Annotated in this window: 18 protein-coding genes; 12 read left to right on the forward strand and 6 right to left on the reverse strand. The window is 60.0% G+C overall.

Features of this window, described 5'->3' with window-relative positions; translation table 11 throughout:
• Window positions 1-46 precede the first annotated feature (46 nt).
• Window positions 47-1,024: an LLM class oxidoreductase gene (locus tag KBY02_RS13030; RefSeq protein ID WP_225650556.1), complete on the reverse strand. Its 978-nt coding sequence runs from the start codon at window positions 1,022-1,024 to the stop codon at window positions 47-49.
• Window positions 1,021-2,586 carry an MFS transporter gene (locus KBY02_RS13035; RefSeq protein ID WP_024642689.1) on the reverse strand — a complete coding sequence of 522 codons (1,566 nt, stop codon included), beginning with the start codon at window positions 2,584-2,586 and terminating at the stop codon, window positions 1,021-1,023. Before KBY02_RS13035 ends, KBY02_RS13030 begins: the two co-directional genes overlap by 4 nt.
• A gap of 158 nt (window positions 2,587-2,744) precedes the next feature.
• Here KBY02_RS13035 and KBY02_RS13040 point away from each other — a divergent pair, with 158 nt between their 5' ends.
• Entirely contained in the window at window positions 2,745-3,641 is an 897-nt protein-coding gene (locus tag KBY02_RS13040; protein WP_003400513.1) for a LysR substrate-binding domain-containing protein, read from the forward strand.
• 42 nt (window positions 3,642-3,683) lie between these two features.
• Window positions 3,684-4,310: a glutathione S-transferase gene (locus KBY02_RS13045; RefSeq protein ID WP_003400516.1), complete on the forward strand. Its 627-nt coding sequence runs from the start codon at window positions 3,684-3,686 to the stop codon at window positions 4,308-4,310.
• A 118-nt stretch (window positions 4,311-4,428) separates the two neighbouring features.
• Here KBY02_RS13045 and KBY02_RS13050 read toward each other — a convergent pair whose 3' ends face one another.
• Window positions 4,429-5,757, reverse strand: a complete 1,329-nt coding sequence (locus KBY02_RS13050; RefSeq protein ID WP_003400519.1) for a sensor histidine kinase — start codon at window positions 5,755-5,757, stop codon at window positions 4,429-4,431.
• Between the two features lie 450 nt (window positions 5,758-6,207).
• Here KBY02_RS13050 and KBY02_RS13055 point away from each other — a divergent pair, with 450 nt between their 5' ends.
• The 8 genes from KBY02_RS13055 (at window position 6,208) to KBY02_RS13090 (ending at window position 15,455) form a co-directional block, all read left to right on the forward strand.
• A complete protein-coding gene (locus tag KBY02_RS13055; protein ID WP_225650557.1) occupies window positions 6,208-7,815 on the forward strand; it encodes a M10 family metallopeptidase in 1,608 nt (535 codons plus the stop codon).
• 310 nt (window positions 7,816-8,125) lie between these two features.
• Window positions 8,126-9,529, forward strand: a complete 1,404-nt coding sequence (locus tag KBY02_RS13060; protein ID WP_225650558.1) for an amidase — start codon at window positions 8,126-8,128, stop codon at window positions 9,527-9,529.
• Between the two features lie 80 nt (window positions 9,530-9,609).
• Window positions 9,610-10,368: a DeoR/GlpR family DNA-binding transcription regulator gene (locus KBY02_RS13065; protein ID WP_024639596.1), complete on the forward strand. Its 759-nt coding sequence runs from the start codon at window positions 9,610-9,612 to the stop codon at window positions 10,366-10,368.
• Window positions 10,346-11,626: a M20 family metallo-hydrolase gene (locus KBY02_RS13070; protein WP_111522313.1), complete on the forward strand. Its 1,281-nt coding sequence runs from the start codon at window positions 10,346-10,348 to the stop codon at window positions 11,624-11,626. The genes KBY02_RS13065 and KBY02_RS13070 overlap by 23 nt, the downstream gene beginning before the upstream one ends.
• Before the next feature lie 10 nt (window positions 11,627-11,636).
• Window positions 11,637-12,590, forward strand: a complete 954-nt coding sequence (locus KBY02_RS13075; protein WP_024642682.1) for a phosphotransferase family protein — start codon at window positions 11,637-11,639, stop codon at window positions 12,588-12,590.
• Window positions 12,587-13,522 carry a choline kinase family protein gene (locus KBY02_RS13080; protein WP_003400536.1) on the forward strand — a complete coding sequence of 312 codons (936 nt, stop codon included), beginning with the start codon at window positions 12,587-12,589 and terminating at the stop codon, window positions 13,520-13,522. Before KBY02_RS13075 ends, KBY02_RS13080 begins: the two co-directional genes overlap by 4 nt.
• Window positions 13,523-13,668: 146 nt before the next feature.
• Window positions 13,669-13,929 carry a hypothetical protein gene (locus KBY02_RS13085; RefSeq protein ID WP_003364607.1) on the forward strand — a complete coding sequence of 87 codons (261 nt, stop codon included), beginning with the start codon at window positions 13,669-13,671 and terminating at the stop codon, window positions 13,927-13,929.
• Window positions 13,926-15,455, forward strand: a complete 1,530-nt coding sequence (locus tag KBY02_RS13090) for a sodium:solute symporter family protein (protein WP_003400538.1) — start codon at window positions 13,926-13,928, stop codon at window positions 15,453-15,455. The genes KBY02_RS13085 and KBY02_RS13090 overlap by 4 nt, the downstream gene beginning before the upstream one ends.
• A 23-nt stretch (window positions 15,456-15,478) precedes the next feature.
• Here the strand turns inward: KBY02_RS13090 and KBY02_RS13095 are convergent, their stop codons facing one another.
• Window positions 15,479-16,375, reverse strand: a complete 897-nt coding sequence (locus KBY02_RS13095) for a LysR family transcriptional regulator (RefSeq protein ID WP_057456831.1) — start codon at window positions 16,373-16,375, stop codon at window positions 15,479-15,481.
• 125 nt (window positions 16,376-16,500) lie between these two features.
• On the opposite strand from KBY02_RS13095, the gene KBY02_RS13100 reads away from it, so the two are divergent.
• Window positions 16,501-17,364, forward strand: coding sequence for an aldo/keto reductase family oxidoreductase (locus tag KBY02_RS13100; protein WP_225650559.1), 864 nt, complete (start codon window positions 16,501-16,503; stop codon window positions 17,362-17,364).
• A 67-nt stretch (window positions 17,365-17,431) separates the two neighbouring features.
• Here the strand turns inward: KBY02_RS13100 and KBY02_RS13105 are convergent, their stop codons facing one another.
• Entirely contained in the window at window positions 17,432-18,268 is an 837-nt protein-coding gene (locus tag KBY02_RS13105) for a pirin family protein (protein WP_225650560.1), read from the reverse strand.
• Between the two features lie 112 nt (window positions 18,269-18,380).
• On the opposite strand from KBY02_RS13105, the gene KBY02_RS13110 reads away from it, so the two are divergent.
• The gene (locus KBY02_RS13110) at window positions 18,381-19,292 is read left to right on the forward strand and encodes a LysR family transcriptional regulator (protein ID WP_003400544.1); all 912 of its coding nucleotides are present in this window, start codon (window positions 18,381-18,383) and stop codon (window positions 19,290-19,292) included.
• 30 nt (window positions 19,293-19,322) lie between these two features.
• On the opposite strand, the gene KBY02_RS13115 is transcribed toward KBY02_RS13110, so the two are convergent.
• A complete protein-coding gene (locus KBY02_RS13115) occupies window positions 19,323-19,772 on the reverse strand; it encodes a helix-turn-helix domain-containing protein (RefSeq protein WP_225650561.1) in 450 nt (149 codons plus the stop codon).
• Window positions 19,773-19,972: the final 200 nt, after the last annotated feature.

Consider the following 19,972-nt stretch of genomic DNA (forward strand, 5'->3'; position numbering starts at 1 on the left):
TTGCTACATCCTGAACCTGCGGTGGCCGTGCCGACGAAGTATTCGTTCAGGCACGATCACCCCGACGGGTCGGGAAGTACGGCAGCACATACTCTTCCAGCTCTTGTAACACTTCTGTGGCCGGACGCCTCAGTGGCTTGAGGTTCAGCGCCACATGCGAAACACCCTGTTCCCGCTGACGCTGCCACAGGGCGATGAGGGCGTTGCGCCCGGTACTGATTCCACGGCCGACTTTCATCGGCGCGTCCTTGTTCTCGTCCAGGTCGAAGAACGTCGCATAGCCGTAGGGCTTGAACTGCATCTGCTCATTGGCGCTGCGCCAGTGATTGATCACTTCAGGCAAGGTGTCGAAGCCGCTCTGATGCCATATCCAGCCGTCCATGTTATTGGCCAGCCATGTGATGTCCTGCTGACAGCGGCCGATGGCAAGCATCGGCAGCCGCCCGAAAACCGGTTTCGGCAGTAGATCCAGCGTGCCATTGAGTTGCCCGTAATGACGCGATTTGAACACTGGAAAAGACTGCTCGGTCACCGCGTGCAGCAGTTCGACGCCGTCTCTGAAGCGTTCTGCGCGGGTCTCGAAACGCTCGCCGAACGCGGGATATTCGCCGGGCCTGTCCCCTGTAGACAAACCCAGCAGGAAGCGTCCTTCGAGCAACACGTCGACGCTGCACGCCTGTTTGGCAACCATCAGCGGATTGCGCAACGTCAATATGATGCCTGCCGTGCCGATGCAGATTTGCCGGGTGACCGCAGACAGTAGCGCGGCGTAGACAAAAGGATCGAACACCTGACCGGCGTCGCCGAACCCCGGATCGAGAAGCGGTACGTCGCGCAGCCACAGCGCGGCGAAACCGGCCTTGTCGGCCTGAATGGCGAGGGCCAGATGGTCTTTCATGGTCGGTGCTGCGGAGTCCGGGTAGCCCTCCAGTGGCGCGATCAGACCGAACGTGAGATGTCCCGGCGCGAACACCTTTGCAAAGGCAGGATGGCGCTTTGCGTCGGGTATTTCATAGGGACTCACTTGGTTTCACCCGCCAGTTCAAGCGTGTCGGAGGGCTCTATGGGCGGTTCTTCATGAGCGCGTACGCGACCAAGCAGGGCAAAGACCGCCACCGCCGTCAGCACGGTGGCGGCGCTGAGAATGAACAGCAGATTGCGGAATGCATTGACGTACTCTTGGTGCAGCAACGCTGACTGACCGGACAGCAGGCTTGTCGCATTGTGCAGATCGCCCAGGGCAGCGCGGTTGGCCGCTTCGGTGACTGCATCAGGTGAGACACCCTTGAGTGCGTCGAAAAGTCCCCATTGAATGAACGTAGCCAGCAGGGCACCGGCGATTGCGATAGCGATCCCGTCCGCCGAAACGCGCACCGCATTGAAGATGCCTGTGGCCATGCCGGCGCGTTCCTTTTCGACGACGCTGATCGCCATGCCATCCATCAGCCCCCAGGGCAGGCCGATACCGATACCGATCAAGGCCATCGGCAGCAACGCTGTCCTGATCGCGCCGCTGTCCAGTGCCAGCGCCAGCCATAGCAGTCCGGCCGCCACCAGCAGCAGCCCGACGCCGGACAGCAGTCCCGATGTGAAACGACGTGCCAGCTGCGCGGCAAGCAGGGGTACGATCAGCAGGGGCGCGGCCAGCGCGGTCATCATCTGCCCGGTTTCCAGGGCGCTGAGGCCGTCGATGCCAATGAAGCGCGCCGGCAGCATGATGATCAGCACGACAAAGAAAAATGCGGGAGTGGCTGCAAGAATCTGCACGCCGACAAAGCGCGCGCTTTTGAACAACGAGAGATCCAGCATGGGACGGGCGACGCGTCGCTCCACCGCAATGAATACCCAGAACAGCAGCAGTGAGCCGATGATGCCGCCCATCACCAATGGATCGGTCCAGCCCTCTTCAGGGGCGAGCAGAATTGCATAAGTGAACAGGGTCAATGCTGCGGTAAAACTGATTGCGCCCGGCCAGTCCATGCCCGTGGCGTCGGGATCCTTTGACTCGGTGGCGCTGAACAGCACCAGCAAAAATCCCGCGACGCCGATGAGTGCAGTCGCATGGAATGACCATTTCCAGCCAGCCGAATCCACCAGCGAGCCGGCTGCCAGAGGGCCGAAGGCCAGACCTATACCGAAGGTGGTGCCCAGCAGGCTGAAGACTCGGGTACGGTCGGCGCCATGAAAGGTCTGGGCAAGCGACGACATCGCCCCGGCGAACGCTGCCGCACCGCCCAGGCCTTGAACCAGTCTGAGCAAATCTATCTGGACGACGGAGGAGGCTGCCGGAATGGCGAAGGTGGAGAGCACGAATATTGCCAGCCCGATCAACCAGACGCGTTTTCTGCCGTAGATATCCGTGAGGCTCCCGGCGGCCATCATCGCGCTGCCGTAGGTCAGGATGTAGGCGTTGATCACCCAGGTCAGCTCGACGGCTGATCCGCCCAGCGCCTGGTTTATCGACGGCAGCACCACGGCAGGGCCTGTGAAGCATAACGGGATCAGAATGCCGGTCAGGCAAGCGGCGAGCAGTTGTCCCCATCGCCCGGCGGTGGGCTGTGTTGGAACCTGGCGTGCTGTGGTCATGTGCAATGTCCCTGTGAAGCGTGCCCGGGTTTTGCCGTGGTTCACGCGTTTATCCAAGAGCGATCGCCCTGCCGGGAGATTAGGGCTTGCGCCCGCAAACAAAAACAGGCTTATGTTCCGAACGTATGGGACAAGGTTGTCCTGAATAGGAGTGGGTATTGGAATCGCTCGGAAGCATCGCCGTGTTCGTTCTGGTTGCCGAAACACGGAGTTTTACCCAGGCCGGAAAGCGCCTGGGCATCTCTTCGTCGGGGATCGGCAAGAGTATCGGCCGTCTGGAGGAGAGCCTCGGCGTCCGCCTTTTTCATCGCAGTACGCGCAGTATCGCCCTGACGCTGGAGGGCTCGATATTCCTTGAGCGTTGCCGGCGGATTCTGTCGGAGCTGGATGCGGCAGAAATGGAGTTGAGCAATGCCAGAGACTTGCCCAGGGGCAGGTTGCGAATCAGTTTGCCATTAGTCAGCGGACTGGTGATGCCGGTGATCATCAACTTCATGCGTACCTATCCCGATATCGAACTGGACATCGATTTCTCGGACCGCATGGTCGATATCATCGAGGAGGGCTTCGATATCGTGTTACGTACCGGCGATCCCGGCGACTCGGGGCTGATGTCGAAGCGGATGGGCAGTTTCCAATTGCGCATTGTCGGCGCTCCGGACTATTTTGCCCGGCACGGTATACCCCGGCATCCTGGGGACCTGAGTCAGCACGCCTGTCTGTTGCACAAGTTTCCCTCCACGGGAAGGTTTGAACACTGGCCGCTGCGTCGTGAAGCAGGCGTCGACGATCTCGAGTTACCCCAGGCCATGGTGTGTAATACCACCGAGATTCTGGTGGACGTTGCGCGGGCCGGGTTGGGAATTGCCTGTCTGCCGGACTTCATGATTTCATCGGCCATTCGCAACGGCGAGCTGATACCTGTCCTGGATGACTACACGGTGCATACCGGAACGTTCAGATTGCTCTGGCCGTCCAGCAAGCATCTTTCGCTGCGCCTGCGAGTCTTCATTGATTTCATGCACGCCCATTTGTTCGCTCCTCCGCCAGTGTGACTGCGCGGAGCGAGCCTGCAGCACCTGGCAAGGAGCACTGCTATGTACACGCTTTTCGGCACGCAAGGTTCTGGTTCGGCTGCGATCGAGATAGCGCTTCGGCGTTGCTCGGTGCCTTTTACCCTGAGCGAAGCCTGTGGGTGGGAAGAGGGGCCTGGCAAGGAGGCGTTGAGGCGGGTCAACCCGTTGATGCAGGTCCCCACGCTGGTGCTCGCCGATGGCACGGTACTCACTGAAAGTGCGGCGATCCTGATTCATCTGGGCCTGGAGCACCCCGACTCCGGACTTCTGCCTGGCAAGTCCGCGCAGCGTGCTCAAGCGCTACGCGCGCTGGTTTACATTGCAGCCAATTGCTACGCCGCCATCGGCATCATTGATTACCCGCAGCGCTGGCTGGCAAGTTCCGACGATGGTCTGGAGAGGCTGCTCGAAGCGGGCGCTCGGACGCGGTTGCATGAACACTGGGAGACGTTTGCCGACCTGTTTGGTGATGCCGGGATCTGGCGTTGCGATGCGCCCGGCGCAGTGGAGATTCTGACCTCTGTAGTGACGCGATGGAGTGGCGCGCGCGAGCACCTGCGTAACACCCGGCCGGATTTTCATGCGCTGTTGTTACTGGTTGACGCCGAGCCGCTGGTCAACGAGGTCATACGACGCCATTGGCCTTGAAACCCCCGGCGACAGGATGAAGCAGGTCAGAAAATAAAAAAGCCGAACAGTGAATGTCCGGCCATTTTTATTTAACGGGTATCTGAAGTAACCACGCCTCGCTGGCGATGAGCCGTTGTTATTGTTCGGTTATATGGGCTGGTGCATTCGTTGCACTGATCGGCCCCAGTATTCTCAAGTAGAGATGCACGGTAGTGCCACTCCCCGGTGCTGTTTCAACGCGTGCGCCTCCGCCGGCATTTACCGCAAACTCCTGCACCTGAACAAGGCCAAGCCCGGCACCCGGGTCCGAACTTCTGGTCGTGAAGAAAGGTTCGAAGATTTGCTCCTTGAGCTCGGCTGTCATGCCGGGACCGTTATCTTTCACGCTGAGTACCAGATAATCGCCTTCCGGGAATTGCGGGTCGTCCTTGACGGATTCCAGCCGGGTCGAGATATGCACCTTGCCGGGGCCTGAAATTGCATCACGCGCATTGCTCAGGAGATTCAATAAGGTGGTATGCAATTGCGCTTCGGCGCACAACACGCCCCAGCCCTGGGCGGATAAGTCGAATGACAGATCCAGCGTGTCGCCCGCCGAACGCAACAGAAGATCACGGGCTGCATCGATCCGTTCGCTGACATCGATGCAGATCAGTTCGGAACCGTCCTGGCGAACGCTGTTGAGCAGGCGAGTTACCAATTGGCGACCGTGATCCACTGCCCGCAGTCCGGTATCACTGAGCGTTTCGACGTCCGTCGGGCGGCGTGAGCGCATGCGGATCAACTGCAGGCTGGCGCTCAGTGCCTGCAGCAGGTTGTTGAAGTCATGAGCGATGCTCGCCGTGAGCATGCCCAGCGATGACACCCGTTGCGACTGGCGCAGGTTGCGCTCCAGCGCCAGGCTTTGGCTCTGTGCGCTTTCGAGTCCCAGTGCCAGCTCGGCGGCGTGCTGGTCACGTTGCTCCGAGACCAGGCGGTATTGCATCAGGGCTGCGGTTTGCCGCGCCAGTGCCAGCAGGGCACGACGTTGCTGTTCGCTCAGTACGCGCGGCCAGATATCGATCACGCAGACGGTGCCCAGTGCATGACCGGCCTCGGTACGAATCGGCGCACCCGCATAAAAGCGGATGTAAGGAGGCCCCAGCACCAGCGGGCTCTCTCTGAAGCGAGGATCGGTGGTTGCATCTTCCACCACCAGCACATCGGAGGGCTGCAGGATGGCGTGGGCGCAGAATGCCAGGTCGCGATGCGTCTCCTGCACGTCCAGGCCGATGCAGGCCTTGAACCACTGGCGTTCTCGGTCAACCAGCGAGACCAGCGCAATGGGCGCGTCGCACAGTGTTGTCGCGAGCAGCACAATGTCGTCGAAGTCTTGCTCGGGAGCACTGTCCAGTATCTTGAGATGCTCAAGGGACAGGACACGTTCTTCCTCGCTGGCGGGAAGTGGCGCAGGGTGGTGGGTCATGGGGCGCACCGCGATCGGATGAAATAGGTCTTATGATGCCTATGATCCATAGAGCGCAGCAAGGCATACGCTGCATAAATCAGCTCGGCGTGCCGGTGTCCCCTTTATTCAGGTTGCTCGTTCGACACGCAGTGAAGCAGTCCTGCGCAATCGAAGGGCGTCACGGTCGTGTTCGAACTCTCTCGGAACAGTCACTTCTTACTGTCATCGCCGGTGCTTCCAATCTATATAACGGCGCGCCATTAAATGACGCTTGTCATAAAAATTAAAGTTCACTCGTCATAAGAAGTTGCCAGGTGTCGAGAGTAATGAGTCGGCCTTTCAGAGTACTGTTTTTGTAACTTATTATGTCCATATTTTGCGTGCCGTGTAATAAACTGTTTCCGGTTTTTGCCTTGGCAAAAGTCGTGAGCCCATTAATAACGTCCGTATTCTTCTGGAGCAACGCCGATGCCCGGCCCAAATGAATCAAGTCCTGCCGAACTTCTGCCCGAGGGAGCTCCCGACGACCGAGTCACCAGCCTGTTATGGGGGCCATTCTGGCTTGGAGATTCGTCCGGCACCCATCTGACTTACAGTTTTCATAAGGCCGACTCGGTCTACGCCACTGATTACAGTCGCTCTCAGGAGCCCGGCGATGCCTATTCGCTGACCAACGCTCAGGCGGCAGCCGCAAAAAGCGCACTGGATGCCTGGAGTGCGGTGGCAGATATCAAGTTCACCGAGGTTCAGGACACCCCCGATAATGTCGGAGACATCCGTTTCGGCGGCTTCAAGGGCCTGCAAGGTACAGAGTTTGGCCAGGCTTATGCGCCGGGTACGCTGGGCCGCTCCGGCGATGTCTGGATCGGGCCGAACGTCAACGCGGTCGATCCTGCCAAGGGCACGGATGATTACCTCACGTTCATGCATGAAACCGGTCATGCACTGGGGTTGAAGCATTCGTTCGAAGCCTCGCAGTACAACGATGTTCTGCTCGATGCCAAATTCGAAGATGCGCGTTACACCATCATGAGCTACACCAACAATTACAGCTTCAAGCCCACCACGCCGATGCTGCTCGATGTTGCGGCCATGCAGTTCATATACGGCGCCAACACCCACTATCACACCGGCGACGACGTCTATAAATGGGCACCAGGGCAGTCGGTATTCGAGACCATCTGGGACGCTGGCGGCAAGGACACCATTGATGCCAGCAATCAGGAAGCATCGGTGAAAATCAACCTCAACGAGGGTGAGTTCAGCACCATCGGCAAGGCGTTTCTCGATTACAACGCGAACCCTGACGCGCCGACGTCGATGAATTCCGGCCTGGCGATCGCCTACGGTGCGCACATTGAAAACGCCATAGGTTCTGCCTTCAATGACACGCTGATCGGCAACGATCTGGATAACGTGCTCAATGGCCGCGGCGGTCTGGACACCATGATCGGCGGGCTGGGCAACGATACCTACGTCATTGATCAGGCAGGCGAACTGGACCTGGTTCAGGAAAAGGCCGATCAGGGCGTCGATACGCTGAAGATCACCTACGACAATACCTCGCCCATCGCACAGGTGATCAACCTCAATGCCGGGACGTTGGCGAACTTCGAGAATGTCCACCTCAAAGGCGAGGGCGCCTTTACCGTGCTGGGCAATGATCGCAACAACACTCTGACCGGCAACGATGCGGACAATGTTCTTTTCGGCGGTGCCGGCAATGACAAACTGGTGGGCGGTCAGGGCGCCGATATCATGACTGGCGGTAGCGGCGCCGACCGTTTCGTGTTCAACGATCTGTCGGAAATGGGCAAAGGCCACAACAGCGACGTGATCACCGACTTCAATAGCCAGCAAGGCGACAAACTGAGCTTCCTGAAGATGGATGCCAACGTGGACACCAAGGCCCTCGATGCTTTCAGCTTCATCGGCAGCGGCGAGTTCACCGGCGCTGGCCAACTGCGCTTCGCCGACCATGTGCTGTCCGGCAACGTCAACGGCGACCTGCATGCGGACTTTGAAATCCAGCTGGTCGGCGTCAGCGAGTTCCATGCCCACGATCTTGCGGTCTGATCGCTGACCTGAAAGACCGATCTCAATGACAGGACTGCGCCGCTGACAGGCGCAGTCTTTTCTGGCCGAATCTCCCCTTCTTTTATGGTTTTAATCGCGCACCGCAATTGTGCGACGCGTCGTTTTGCGCGTTTTTCGGCACCGTGACGGTGCTGTTACAAAATTTAAAACCACAAATTCAATATATCCAACAAAACCCACTTGACTCATCAGGGGCTGCTGAATGTAATGCCCCGACAGTCGTTGGTGCCGTGCATTACGCATAAGTGTCTGAGAGGTATCTGCTTTGATTGAGTCCAAGCCATCTTCCATGCCTACCGTGATTGAAGCTGCCACGCGTGTTCGCGAAGGGGGCCTGACGCCGATACGTTTGACCGAGTTGTGCCTGGCAGCGATCGAAACCCACAATTCCACACTGAATGCATTCGGTGACGTATACACCGATGCCGCGCTCGAACAGGCCGCAGGCATGACGGCCGAACTGCAGCGCGGTGAGCTACGCGGGCCGCTGCACGGCATACCCTTCGGAATCAAGGATCTCTTTTCCACTGCCGGGCTGCGCACCACGCGGGGTTCGTTGACTGCGCTGGAGTCGGTGCCGGTTCAGGACGCACCGATCATCCGTCGCCTCAAAAACGCTGGCGCAATTATTTTCGGCAAGACCGCGACCACCGAGTTCGGCTGGACGGGCGCCAGTACGTCGCGGGTGTTCGGCAACGGACGCAACCCGTGGGACCCGAGCCTCACCAGCGGCGGCTCCAGCTCCGGTTCGGCCATCGCCGTGGCGGCGCGCATGGTGCCTGCGGCCCTGGGCTCGGATGGCGGCGGCTCGGTGCGCATACCAGGCTCGTTCTGTGGCGCATTTGCCCTCAAAGGTACATTGGGGCGTATTCCAACCTGGCCCTGGTCGGCCACCGAAATGCTCAGTCATGCCGGGCCGATCACCCGAACCGTGCGCGACAGCGCGTTGCTGTTCGACATTCTGTCGGGCCCCGATCCACTCGATCATCAGGCGCTGCCAGCCCCCGACGAATCCTTTCTGGCCCGTTGCGACCAGCCGCTGAAGCCCTTGCGCATCGGTTTCTGCCCGACGCTGTTCGACACGCCGGTCGATGCGCAAGTCGCTGCAGCGGTTGACGCCGCCGTGGGCAATATCGCCAGGTCGCTGCCCGTTACAGTCAGCACGCTCAAGCCGGACTGGCAGGACCCGCTGGCAACCTTCGAAACCCTGTGGGTCGCCGGGCGCGGTATTGCCTATGGCAAGGCGCTTGCGCAGAAACTGGACCAGCTCGATCCGGGCTTTGCCGATCTGATCACGCGCTCTGCCCAGTACAGCCTGAGTGATTATCTACAGGCCCTGCAACAGCGTGCGGCGTTCGCCAATCACGTGCACGCGCTGTTTGACGATTACGATCTGCTGCTCATGCCCACGCTGCCGATCCTGCCGTTTGCCGCAGACGATGTAGCGCCCGTCGGCTATGCCGGACAGGACGGCGCTGTACCGTGGGCGCGCTGGACGCCGTTCACTTACCCTTTCAACATCACTGGCAACCCGGCCGCCAATCTGCCTTGTGGGCGGAGCGACGCAGGACTGCCGATCGGTCTGCAGGTCGTCGGCCCACGCTTTGCCGATGCCCAGGTGCTGCAGTTCTGTGCTGCGGTAGAGGCCATCGCGCCCTGGGATCAGCACCTGCCACCGGTTTCGGGGCAATAGACATGTCGCTCTTGCACGCAGATCAGCGGCCCAAGGGCCCGGACACTGGAGTCATCACTTTGCAACGGAATGTCACCCCCATGCTCAATCAGCCGCGCCTGGACGAAATCATGCGTCTGCTCGTTCAACAACAGCGGGTCAAGGCGTCGGACCTTGCACAATTGCTGTTCGTCTCCGAAGAGACCATCCGCCGCGACTTCAAACATCTGGAGGAGGAGGGCAGGTTAAGGCGAATTCACGGCGGCGCCATTCTGCCCAGGTCCAGCGAAGAATTACCGCTGCAGGAGCGCAGCAGGCTCAAGCCTCGCGCCAAGGCGGGCATCGCTGTGCGCGCTGCGCAACTGGTCAGCGAAGGCATGGCGATCTTCCTCGACACCGGTACCTCGACGCTGGCGCTGGCCCAGCAACTGACCCGATTCAGCCAGCTGAAGATCATCACCAATTCGCTGGACATCGCCCAGCTGATATCGCACCAGAGCGACAATCAGGTTCTGGTTGCGCCCGGCGACGTGCGACGTACCGACAACGCCTTGATCGGCCCCCACACGCTGGAATTCGCCCGGCAGTTTCACTACGACATTGCCTTCATGGGCATCGGCGGCATTGATCTGGACTTCGGCCTGATGGATTACCAGGAGCCAGAAGCCATGTTGCGCAGAACGCTGGTCAGGCATTGCACGCGCAGTGTGGTGCTGGCCGACGATGGCAAGTTCGGTCATCGCACCTTCATCAACACCCTGCCATTTGCCGCGATCACCACCCTGGTCACCAATCGCGCGCTATCCGACGAGTTTGCGACACGCCTGGAGAACGATCATGTCGATACCCTCTATTCCTGAGCTGATCGAGCCGAGCGCAACTGATCTGGCAGCGTTCGAAGCCTTGTTTCGGCAAAGCTCGGCCATCGGTGCGACACCGGCCGGTGGCCTGCATCGGCTGGCGGCCTCGGTTGAAGACGGTCAGGTACGTGACCTGTTTAATGGCTGGCTCGAAGCGCACGGCTTCGAAGTCCGTATCGATGCGGTGGGCAACCTGTTCGGCCTCATGACCTTTGATCCGGATGCGCCTTATCTGCTCTGCGGTTCGCACCTGGACAGCCAACCGAGTGCCGGGCGTTTCGATGGCGTATACGGCGTGCTTGCCGGCGCCGTGGCGGTGTCCAGTCTGACGCGGCAATTGCTTGAGCGTGGTGAAGTCCCGCGCTGCAATCTGGCGGTCGTCAACTGGACCAACGAGGAGGGCGCGCGCTTTCAGCCGAGCCTGATCGGCAGTGGTGTGTTCACCGGTGCCTTGACGCTGGACAGCGCCTGGGAAAGCCGCGATGGCGACGGTATCCGTCTCAAGGACGCCCTGCAGGCCATCGGTTATCTGGGCAATGATCAGGTTGACTTGAACATTGCCGGGTATGTCGAAATTCATGTCGAGCAGGGCGCTGGCCTGGAAAGCAGCCAGACGGCGATCGGCGTGGTGCGCGAGACCTGGGCCGCCCTGAAACGGCGGGTACGTTTCGACGGCGAACAGAATCACACCGGCCCCACGCCCATGGCCGCGCGCCGGGATGCGTTGCTGGCCGCCGCACACACCATCACTGCGGTGCATGACGAGGCCTTGCAGCACGGCGTGCAGATGCACAGTTCGGTAGGGCGTATCGAGGTCTACCCCAATTCGCCCAACGTGGTGCCGTCGCGGGTATCGCTGCTGATTGAGTACCGCTCCCGCGACGTCGATCTGCTAAGTGCTGCCTCGGAACGCCTGGATGCAACGCTGCGTGCGATCGCTGACAAGACCATGACCGCGTTTGAAGTGGAAAGCAGCGTGCTGCGCTCACCTGCCAGGCTGCATGAAGGGTTCGCTGCACTGGCGCATGACGTAGGCGCCGAGCTGGGTTTGTCGACCACCGACAGCATGACCGTGGCCGGTCACGACGCGATCAGTCTGAACAGGCGCTATCCCGTATGCCTGCTGTTCATCCCCAGCAGTAATGGCGTTTCTCATAACGAGGCCGAATACACCAGCGATCAGGACATGCACAACGGTTTGCGCATGCTGACCGGTCTGTTGCATCGGGCTTGCACCTCGTCCGCTTCATTTGGTTGAGGGGCTGACCATGTCATATGCCGACGACTTGACCACACGCCTGCGCAGCGCATTGGCACATTGCGGGTTCGCGGCAGACGCCGGGATCGAGAACGTTACCCAGGGCGTTGCGTCACCCTCGAGACTGTCGACCGAGTGGGCCGGCTTTCGGGTCAGCAGTGCGCAGGGCGGTTGCTACGCCAAGGTTCTGCATGCCGACATGGCGCCACTGATCGATTTCGACACGGTAGCCCAGGCCAGCGACTGTGCCGGGCTTAGCGCTGCTGCACCGCGTTTACTTGGGGCAGACCAGGCCACTGGCGTGCTGATCTTCGAGGATCTGGGCCCGGACTGGCGAGCTGCGCGGCTCGACGATCTGCTCGCACCCGGCCGGCTTCAGGCACTGTGGGCACTCAAGCGGCAGGTGCATGCCGGGCCGGTGCCTGATGTGGTGCGCTCGCCAATGGCGGACATCGAGCGCCTGCGCGCAGTGTGCGAACGCGACAACGTTGCGCTGCCTGCCGAGCATCAATGGATCGACCGTTGCGTCGACATGGCCTGGCAGTCGCTGCAGAGCCGATCCGTGCAAGCGGTTCCGCTGCACGGCGACGGTGTGTCGAGCAACGTCATGGTGTCCAGCGAAGGTCAGTTGCGTCTGGTGGATTTTGACTACGGTGGCTGCATGGACCCGTGGTACGACGTGGCGATTACCCTCAACGAGCTTTATTCGTTCGAGCGCCAGTGGCGCGAAGGAATCGGCGCGTGGGCCGGGCAATGCCTGGAAATCGACTACGCCGTGTGCCGTCTGTATGCGCTGATCAACGACTGGTACTGGACATTGTGGGGGCTTTGGGCCGGTACCACGTCCTCGCGGCCACTGGAGTTTTCCAAGGTCGGGCAATGGACGCTGCTGCGGTGTCGGCAGTGCGTTCAGGACCCGCGGCTGGAAGGCTGGATGCGTCAGGTTCAGGAGGGTAGAGCATGAAAACGTTAGGGCAGTCGGTCAGTACCCAGGAGCGACAACTGGAAGCCGCCGTGCGCAGCATCGACAGCTGGCAGGGCCGCCGCGTTGACTACGAGCCTGTCAGTGGTGGCATTTCCAACACCAACTGGCGGGTCGAGGTTGAGGGCGCCGACACGGCGTACTTCTTCAAGGTGCCAGGCGTCGGTACAGAGATGTTCATTGATCGTCACACTGCTCACGAGGCCAGTGTGAAAGCTGCGCAAACCGGTTATGGCGCGCCGGTTTTCGCCTTTCTCGAAGCCTTCGGTGTCGAGGTGTTCGAGTTCATGGAGGGCTGGCGGGCGTCGTCCAACCATGACTTCCTGCAACGCGATATACGCCACAGTGCCTTGCGCGGGCTCAAGGCGTTCAACGATCAGCCGCTGCTGCAACAGACCAAGACCGTGTTCGACATGATCACCGAGCACCAGAGCCAGGTGGCCGAACTCAAGGGCATCAAGCCTCAGGATGACGACTGGCTGTGCCTGCAATACCAGCGCGCAAAAGCTGCGCTGCAAGCTTCCGGGATCGATCTGGCGCCGTGCATGAACGACACGCTGGCAGGCAATTTCATGCTCAACGCGGATCGCCAGATTCGTCTGGTGGATTTCGAGTATGCCTCCAACAACGACCGTCATTACGAATTGGCGCTGTGGTTCGGCGAGATGTTTTTCAGCGACGACATGGAGCTGGCGCTGATCGAGGACTACTTCGGCCAGGTCAGCGCGCAAACCGTAGCGCGGATCAAGCTCAACAAGGCCCTGGCCGACATCAAATGGTCGACTTGGGCGATGGTGCAGCACGCGGTGTCGCAACTGGACTTCGACTTTTACAAGTACGGCGCCTGGAAACACATGCGGGCGCGCAGCATCATCAATGATTCGCAATGGGAAACCTGGCTGCGGCAGGCCTGAGTCGATCTCGTCCGGCGCGCCTTTGAACATGTAAGACAAGTATTTCAATAATAAAAAAGTAGCGGGTAACCGCGTGTTTCTTTCACTGCTTGAGTTTTATCCGATCACTTATCCATAGCCAGATCCTGAAATTCAAGGAGCACTCCATGAGTAACGTTCCGTCCCTTTCTACCCCCGGCCGCCTGAAGAATCTGGTGTTTGGCCTGTACTTCTTCGCGCTGCTGATGATGGCGCTGTTTCCGCCGTTTTACCTCAAGGTCAGCGGCAGCAGCGTGCTGGTGCTCGGCATTCCGCTGCCGATCTTCTACTGGATTCTGATCGCGGTGCTCATGGGGCTGGGCCTGTGGATGCTCTACGTGGTCGAGTCGCTGCTGGGTGAAATTCCACAAGAGGGGGACGGGCAATGATCAGTACGACTACGGTTTCGGGTCTTTACATCACCTTCGGCCTGATCGGCGTGTTTCTGGCGGGCATGATTGCGGTGCTGTACGCGACGAACCGCAAGAGCGAGAGCTTTTCCGATTACGCGGTGGGTGGTCGCTCTTACGGGCCGTGGTTCATCGCCATGTGCTACACCAACTCCTGGTGGCCGGGCGCAACGTTCACGGCGTTTTTCGCCTTGTCGGTCGGTGGCGCGCTGGGCTTTTACGGCATGGTCTACGCCACGCTGGGCGTAACCGCGATGTACCTGATGGCCAATCGTGCCTGGACCTGGGGCAAGCGCTTCAACCTGACCACCCAACCGGATTTGCTGGGCATGCGCTTCAACAGTCCCGTGGTCAAACGCATTGCTTCGATCATCGGCATCATCTCGGTATTCCCCTGGGTGGTGATGGGGATTCAGGCCCTCGCGACGCTTTTCCAGTTCGCCAGCTTCGGCCGCTGGGGCGTGACCACCTGCCTGCTGGTCGGGGTGGTGGTGATCCTGATTCGTCAGTACTGGACAGTGAGCATGGGCATGCGCGGCCTGATCATGACCGACATGTATCAGGGGTTGATTGCCTATGTGTTGTGCGCCGGGCTGTGCATCTTCCTGCTGTTCGGCGCGCAGGCGTCGTTCAGCAACCTGTCGCAGTTGCCCGCCAGCATGCTGGTGATTCCTGGCGGAGCAGGCAGTACCTACGGGCCGATGTACATGTTCAGCCTGATCTTTACCGGCGTTATCGGCTCGATGTGCTGGCCGATGAGCTTTCAGCGCATCTACACCGCCAGCGGCGTGCGTTCGGTGAAGAAGGGCACGCTGCTGACCATCCTGCTGGTCGGCGGCTTCTACGGCATTCTGATGCTCTTCGCCGCAGCAATCAGCCAGGACCCGAATGTCGCGGCTCATCCGCAACACGGCTGGTTCCTGTCACTGTTCGACATCGGCGGGCCATGGCTGCTTGGCGTGGCAATCATGATCGTGCTGGCGGCCAGCATCGGTCATGTCGACGGCTGCGTTCAGGTGTGCGGCACGCAGTTTGCCAATGACCTGGCGACCTGGAGCAAGCCACGCAGTGATCGCGAGAAGACCATTCTCGCCAAGGTCGGCATGGTGGTGTTCATTGCCGCGGCTTCATTACTGGCCTACCTGACCTTCGACTATGCCCGCCTGCAATTGCTGGCGCAGATTTCCTATCAGGGCATCATCCAGTTGGCCGTGCCGCTGTTCTTCGGCGTGTTCAGTCGTCATGGCAACAAGCAAGGCGCGATTGCCGGCATGCTGGTGGGGATCGTGATCGCCATCGTACTGACCACGATCTACCCGGATGACATTCCGGCACTGGGTTCGTTGACCAGTGGCATCGTCGGTCTGATTTTTAATGCGGGCATCTTCGTTGCCTGTGCCGTTGCCATCAAACCGAGTGCGGATGAAGTCAGACGCGTCGACGAGTTGTTCGCCATGGCCGCGCCAGCGCGGCGTGGCGTGGGGCCGGTTGTGGCGATGAGCTGATGCTGCCTGCGCTCTGAGGCCGCTCATCGCGCATTGATAAAGTCGATGAAAGCCCTCAGCGGCGAGGGCAGGTAGCGGCGCCCCGGGTAGTACAGATACGGCCCGGTGAAGCGCTGCCACCAGGGTTCGAGTATCGGTTCCAGTGCGCCGCTGTCCAGGTGAGGGCGTAGCCAGTCCTCGAACAGATGAACAACGCCCAGCCCGTCGATGGCGGCCTGCACCGTCAGATCGAACGCTCCGCCTATCCTGACGGTGAGAGGGCCTGTGGGGTCAACCTTGACGGTTTCGCCGTCCCGCTCGTATTCCCACAGCGGTATGACCCCGCTGGGGAATTTTCCTCGCAGACAGGCATGCGCGAGCAGATCTCGCGGGTGCTCGGGGCGTCCTCTGACCTGCAGATAGGCCGGTGACGCAGCCGTCGCAAAACGCTGGAACCTCGGGCCTATGGGCACCGCGATCATGTCCTGCTCCAGGCGTTCGTCGTAGCGAATGCCGGCATCGCATCCGGCTGCAAGCATGTCGACGAAGCTTTCTTCGGTGACCACCTCCAGGCGGATGTCGGGGTAGGTCTGCAGGAACGGTGTGATGATCGAAGGCAGCACCAGCCTGGCGGCGCTGACCGGAACGTTCAGCCTCAGAGTGCCTGACGGGCGATCGCGAAAGTCATTGACCACATCCAGGGCCGACTCCACTTCGCCCAGTGCGGGCACAATACGCTCCATAAGCCTGGCGCCAGCCTCTGTCGGAGCCACGCTGCGGGTGGTGCGATTCAGCAGCCGCACCCCAAGCCGCGCTTCCATGCGGCGAATGGCGTCGCTGAGGCTGGAGGCGGATTTGCCGCTGAGCCGCGCTGCCTCGCGAAAGCCTCTGGCATTGACCACGGCGACGAAGGCCAGCAGGTCCTGAATATCGGTAGTCATTGTCGTGGCCCGGTTGCTCTGTTCAGTGTTCGCTCAGGCGTACAGGTTGTGCCGATTACGCATGATTATCAATGCAGTGCTCAGTGCCTATAGTGAGGAACACACATCGAATCAAGGGGCACTAAATGAATCATGCAAACAAGGCAGGTACGTTCCTGTTGGGCAGCCATCGCGTCAACCGCATGGGCTATGGCGCGATGCAACTGGCCGGGCCTGGCGTGTTCGGTCCTGCAAAAGATCCGCAGGGCGCCATCGCGGTATTGCGCGAAGCCCTCGCCCTGGGGGTAAACCATATCGATACCGCAGACTTTTACGGCCCGCATGTCACCAATACGCTGATTCGCGAAGCGCTGCACCCTTACGCGGATGACTTGCTGATCGTCACCAAGGTCGGCGCAGTGCGTGGCGCGGATGCTTCATGGAATCCTGCATCCAGCCCGGCGCAATTGACCGCGGCGGTCCACGACAACCTGAAGAACCTCGGGCTGGAGGTGCTCGATGTGGTCAACTTCCGGGCATGGGGCGAGCAGCATTCACCCGCAGAAGGCTCGATCGAGGAACCGTTGACGGTGCTGGCCGAGTTGCAGCGCCAGGGTCTGATCCGTCATCTCGGGGTCAGTAACGTCACTGCCCGGCAAGTCAGGCAGGCGCAGGGGATTGCCGAGATTGTCTGCGTGCAGAATCACTACAACCTTTCGCATCGCCATGACGAGCCGCTGATTGCAGAACTGGGCGAGCAGGGCATTGCGTATGTCCCGTTCTTCCCGATGGGCGGATTTTCACCCCTGCAATCGGAAACCCTGAGCCGAGTAGCCGCTGGGCTGAATGCCTCGCCGTTGTGTGTCGCTCTGGCCTGGTTGCTGCAACGTGCGCCCAATATTCTGCTGATTCCGGGCACCTCATCCATCGCTCATTTGCGCGAAAACCTTGTCGCCAGCGAGCTGGTGATTGCGCCGCAATTGCTCGCCGAACTCGATAGTGTTGCTTAGAGGGATAGCTGTTGAGCAACCCACCTGAATGCTTTCGGGTGGGTCTGTTTTAAAGGCTGCTGCTCAATCAGAGCCTGCCTTCCTCGCGCAACAGTGCGCCGATACGTTCTATTTCCAGCTCGCCCTGAATCAGCGCGGCTTTGCTGGTGTGCACCGAGTAGTAACCTGTGACCAGTTCGTGCGGATGCTTGACTGCCGATCCCAGCACGAAGTGGGTATCACCCTTGGCGACGATGTCGATGGGGCGATCCGATTCCTCGAAAATCACCAGTTCACCCGCGCCGACCTGGCCGCCCGCGTCGAGCTGTCCAGTGTTGACTGCCAGCCAGCCTACGCTATGGCCCGCAGGCGGTGTGTAGCGCCAGTGCTCGCCATCCTTTAGCTGTACTGCCAGATAATTCATACCTTCCGGCGCCGGCAGGCTGCTCTTTGCGCTGCCGTAGCGTCCCAGCAGCACGCTTGCCGGGCCTTGTTGCGCAACCTGCGCTGCCGACAGGTATACGCTCTGTGCCGGACCATTTTCCTGCGCTTCGGGCAGCGCGACCCATAGCTGAAAGCCCCTGACAGCCGAGCCGCTTATCGGCTGGGCGTCATGCCAGACGCCATTGCCGGCGCTCATCCATTCCACACCGCCGCTGGGCAGTATCCCGGATTTGCCGGTGGTGTCTTCATAGGTAAGTTCGCCTTCGATCATGTAGGTCAGCGTTGCGATACCCGAGTGCGGGTGCATGCCGAATCCCGTTTTCCCCGGCTCGGAGGTGAAGCCGATTCGATCCAGAAACACGAAAGGCTTCAACACTTGACCCAGATCGCCCGGGCTCACCAGTCGGGTGATCGGCCCGCGGGTTTTGCCGGTAGTGCGATGGACGATGGCGCGTGGCCGAATGCTGACGATGCTGTTCATGGCGTATTCCTCTGGGCCTTGATGCCTGAGCGCAAAGAATAAGCGTCAATGGATTGCTTGATTAGCCGGTATAGTTGGCTTGGACTGATCCATAAATACGAGGAATCGGGGCGTGGCGTTCGATCTCAACGATGTTGCGCTGTTCGTGCAGGTGGTGCGCAGCGGCAGTTTTGCCCAGGCAGCAAGGCACTTGGGCATGCCGTCCAATACGGTCAGTCGCAGGGTTCAGCAACTGGAGATGCAGCTGGACACTCGCCTGTTGCAGCGCTCGACCCGCAAGCTGGTGCTTACTCAGGCTGGAGAGGATTTCTATGGCCGCTGCGTGAGCGCGGTGGACGGGGTGATGGAAGCCGCAGAGCAGCTTGTGTCAGGTCGTGACGAGCCGCGCGGCCTGGTGCGTATTGCAGCGATGGCTGATTTCTTCGACTTTTTCTCAATGGACTGGGTGGCCGGTTTTCTTGCCCGTTATCCGCGTGTTCAACTGGAGTTCGTGCTCAGTGATGATCACGCCGACCTGATCGCTGACCGGCTGGACATCGCCTTTCGCGGTGGCCCCTTGCAGGACTCGGGGTACGTAGGGCGGCAACTGATCGATGAAGGCCATGACACGATGGTCGCCAGTCCGGCTTATATTGCCGCTCATGGCCTGCCTGATTCCCTGCACAGCCTGCACGGTCATTACTGTGTCAGTGCAGCGCATCGCGGTGGCGTCACTGCCTGGCGGTTGCTCGGCCCGGAGGCGAAGATGCATGAGGTGCACATTGCCAGCCGGTTCAATGCCAACACCGCACAGGCGTTGCGCAAGGCGACCCTTGCCGGGCTTGGTATCGCGTTGTTGCCCGCAACGCTGATCCGCTCGGATCTGCGGGATGGTCGACTGGTGCCGGTACTGACGCAGTACCAGCGCACCAGCCATGGTCTGCATGTGCTTTATCCCAGCCGACAGCATCTGCCGCCAGCGGTGTCGGCATTCATTGCGTTGGTGATGGACAAACTCAGGGACAAGGCGTTTCCGGCGCGCTGAACAGCCTTGGCGGCACGCGATACTTGCGCGTTACTTGATTCGTGACGTCATGTAGATCAGCCGAACAGTGGCGACGGTGATCGCTTCGGCGTCGTTCTTGATGTTTTCCAGCTGATTGCTGTCCACATTGCCAATGCCTGAGTTCGATTCGATCAGGCGGGTGAAGTGGTACAGATTCTGGGTCACGTCGTGCAGGTTGCCGTGCAGGCGTTCGACGACGCGGTTGAGCGGGGCGCTGCTCTGACTGTCCGACGTTATGACAGCGGGGGCGTTACGCGTAGCGCTGAGGCCAGTGACCACATAGGCAACATCCACTCCGGCATTCGAAATGCTGGACAGATAATCCGCACGGGGGGGGCGGACGCCATTTTCGTAGTTGCCCTGGGCGTTGGTTTCCACGCCACCTATCGCGCCCAGTGCACTCTGCGAAAGCTTGAGGCGCAAACGTTCCTTTTTAAGTCGTGGTCCGATCCCTGTCATCCGTTTGTCCTCGATAAACTGTGCACCGCTACAGTCAGGGTTAACAAGCGTTTCTGGCGTCGTCTGATCAGACATCCCTAAAAGGGCGAGGAGCTGCGTGTTCGGTCCAATCAGGTACTAACGTACCAGACAGATGGCAGAGTGTACGTAGGAATCCGGCAGGGTGATACATTTTTGTACTGAATTGAACGTTTCGAGCA

The organism is Pseudomonas sp. P129, assembly GCF_020312195.1.
Classification (GTDB): Bacteria; Pseudomonadota; Gammaproteobacteria; order Pseudomonadales; family Pseudomonadaceae; genus Aquipseudomonas; species Aquipseudomonas fragariae.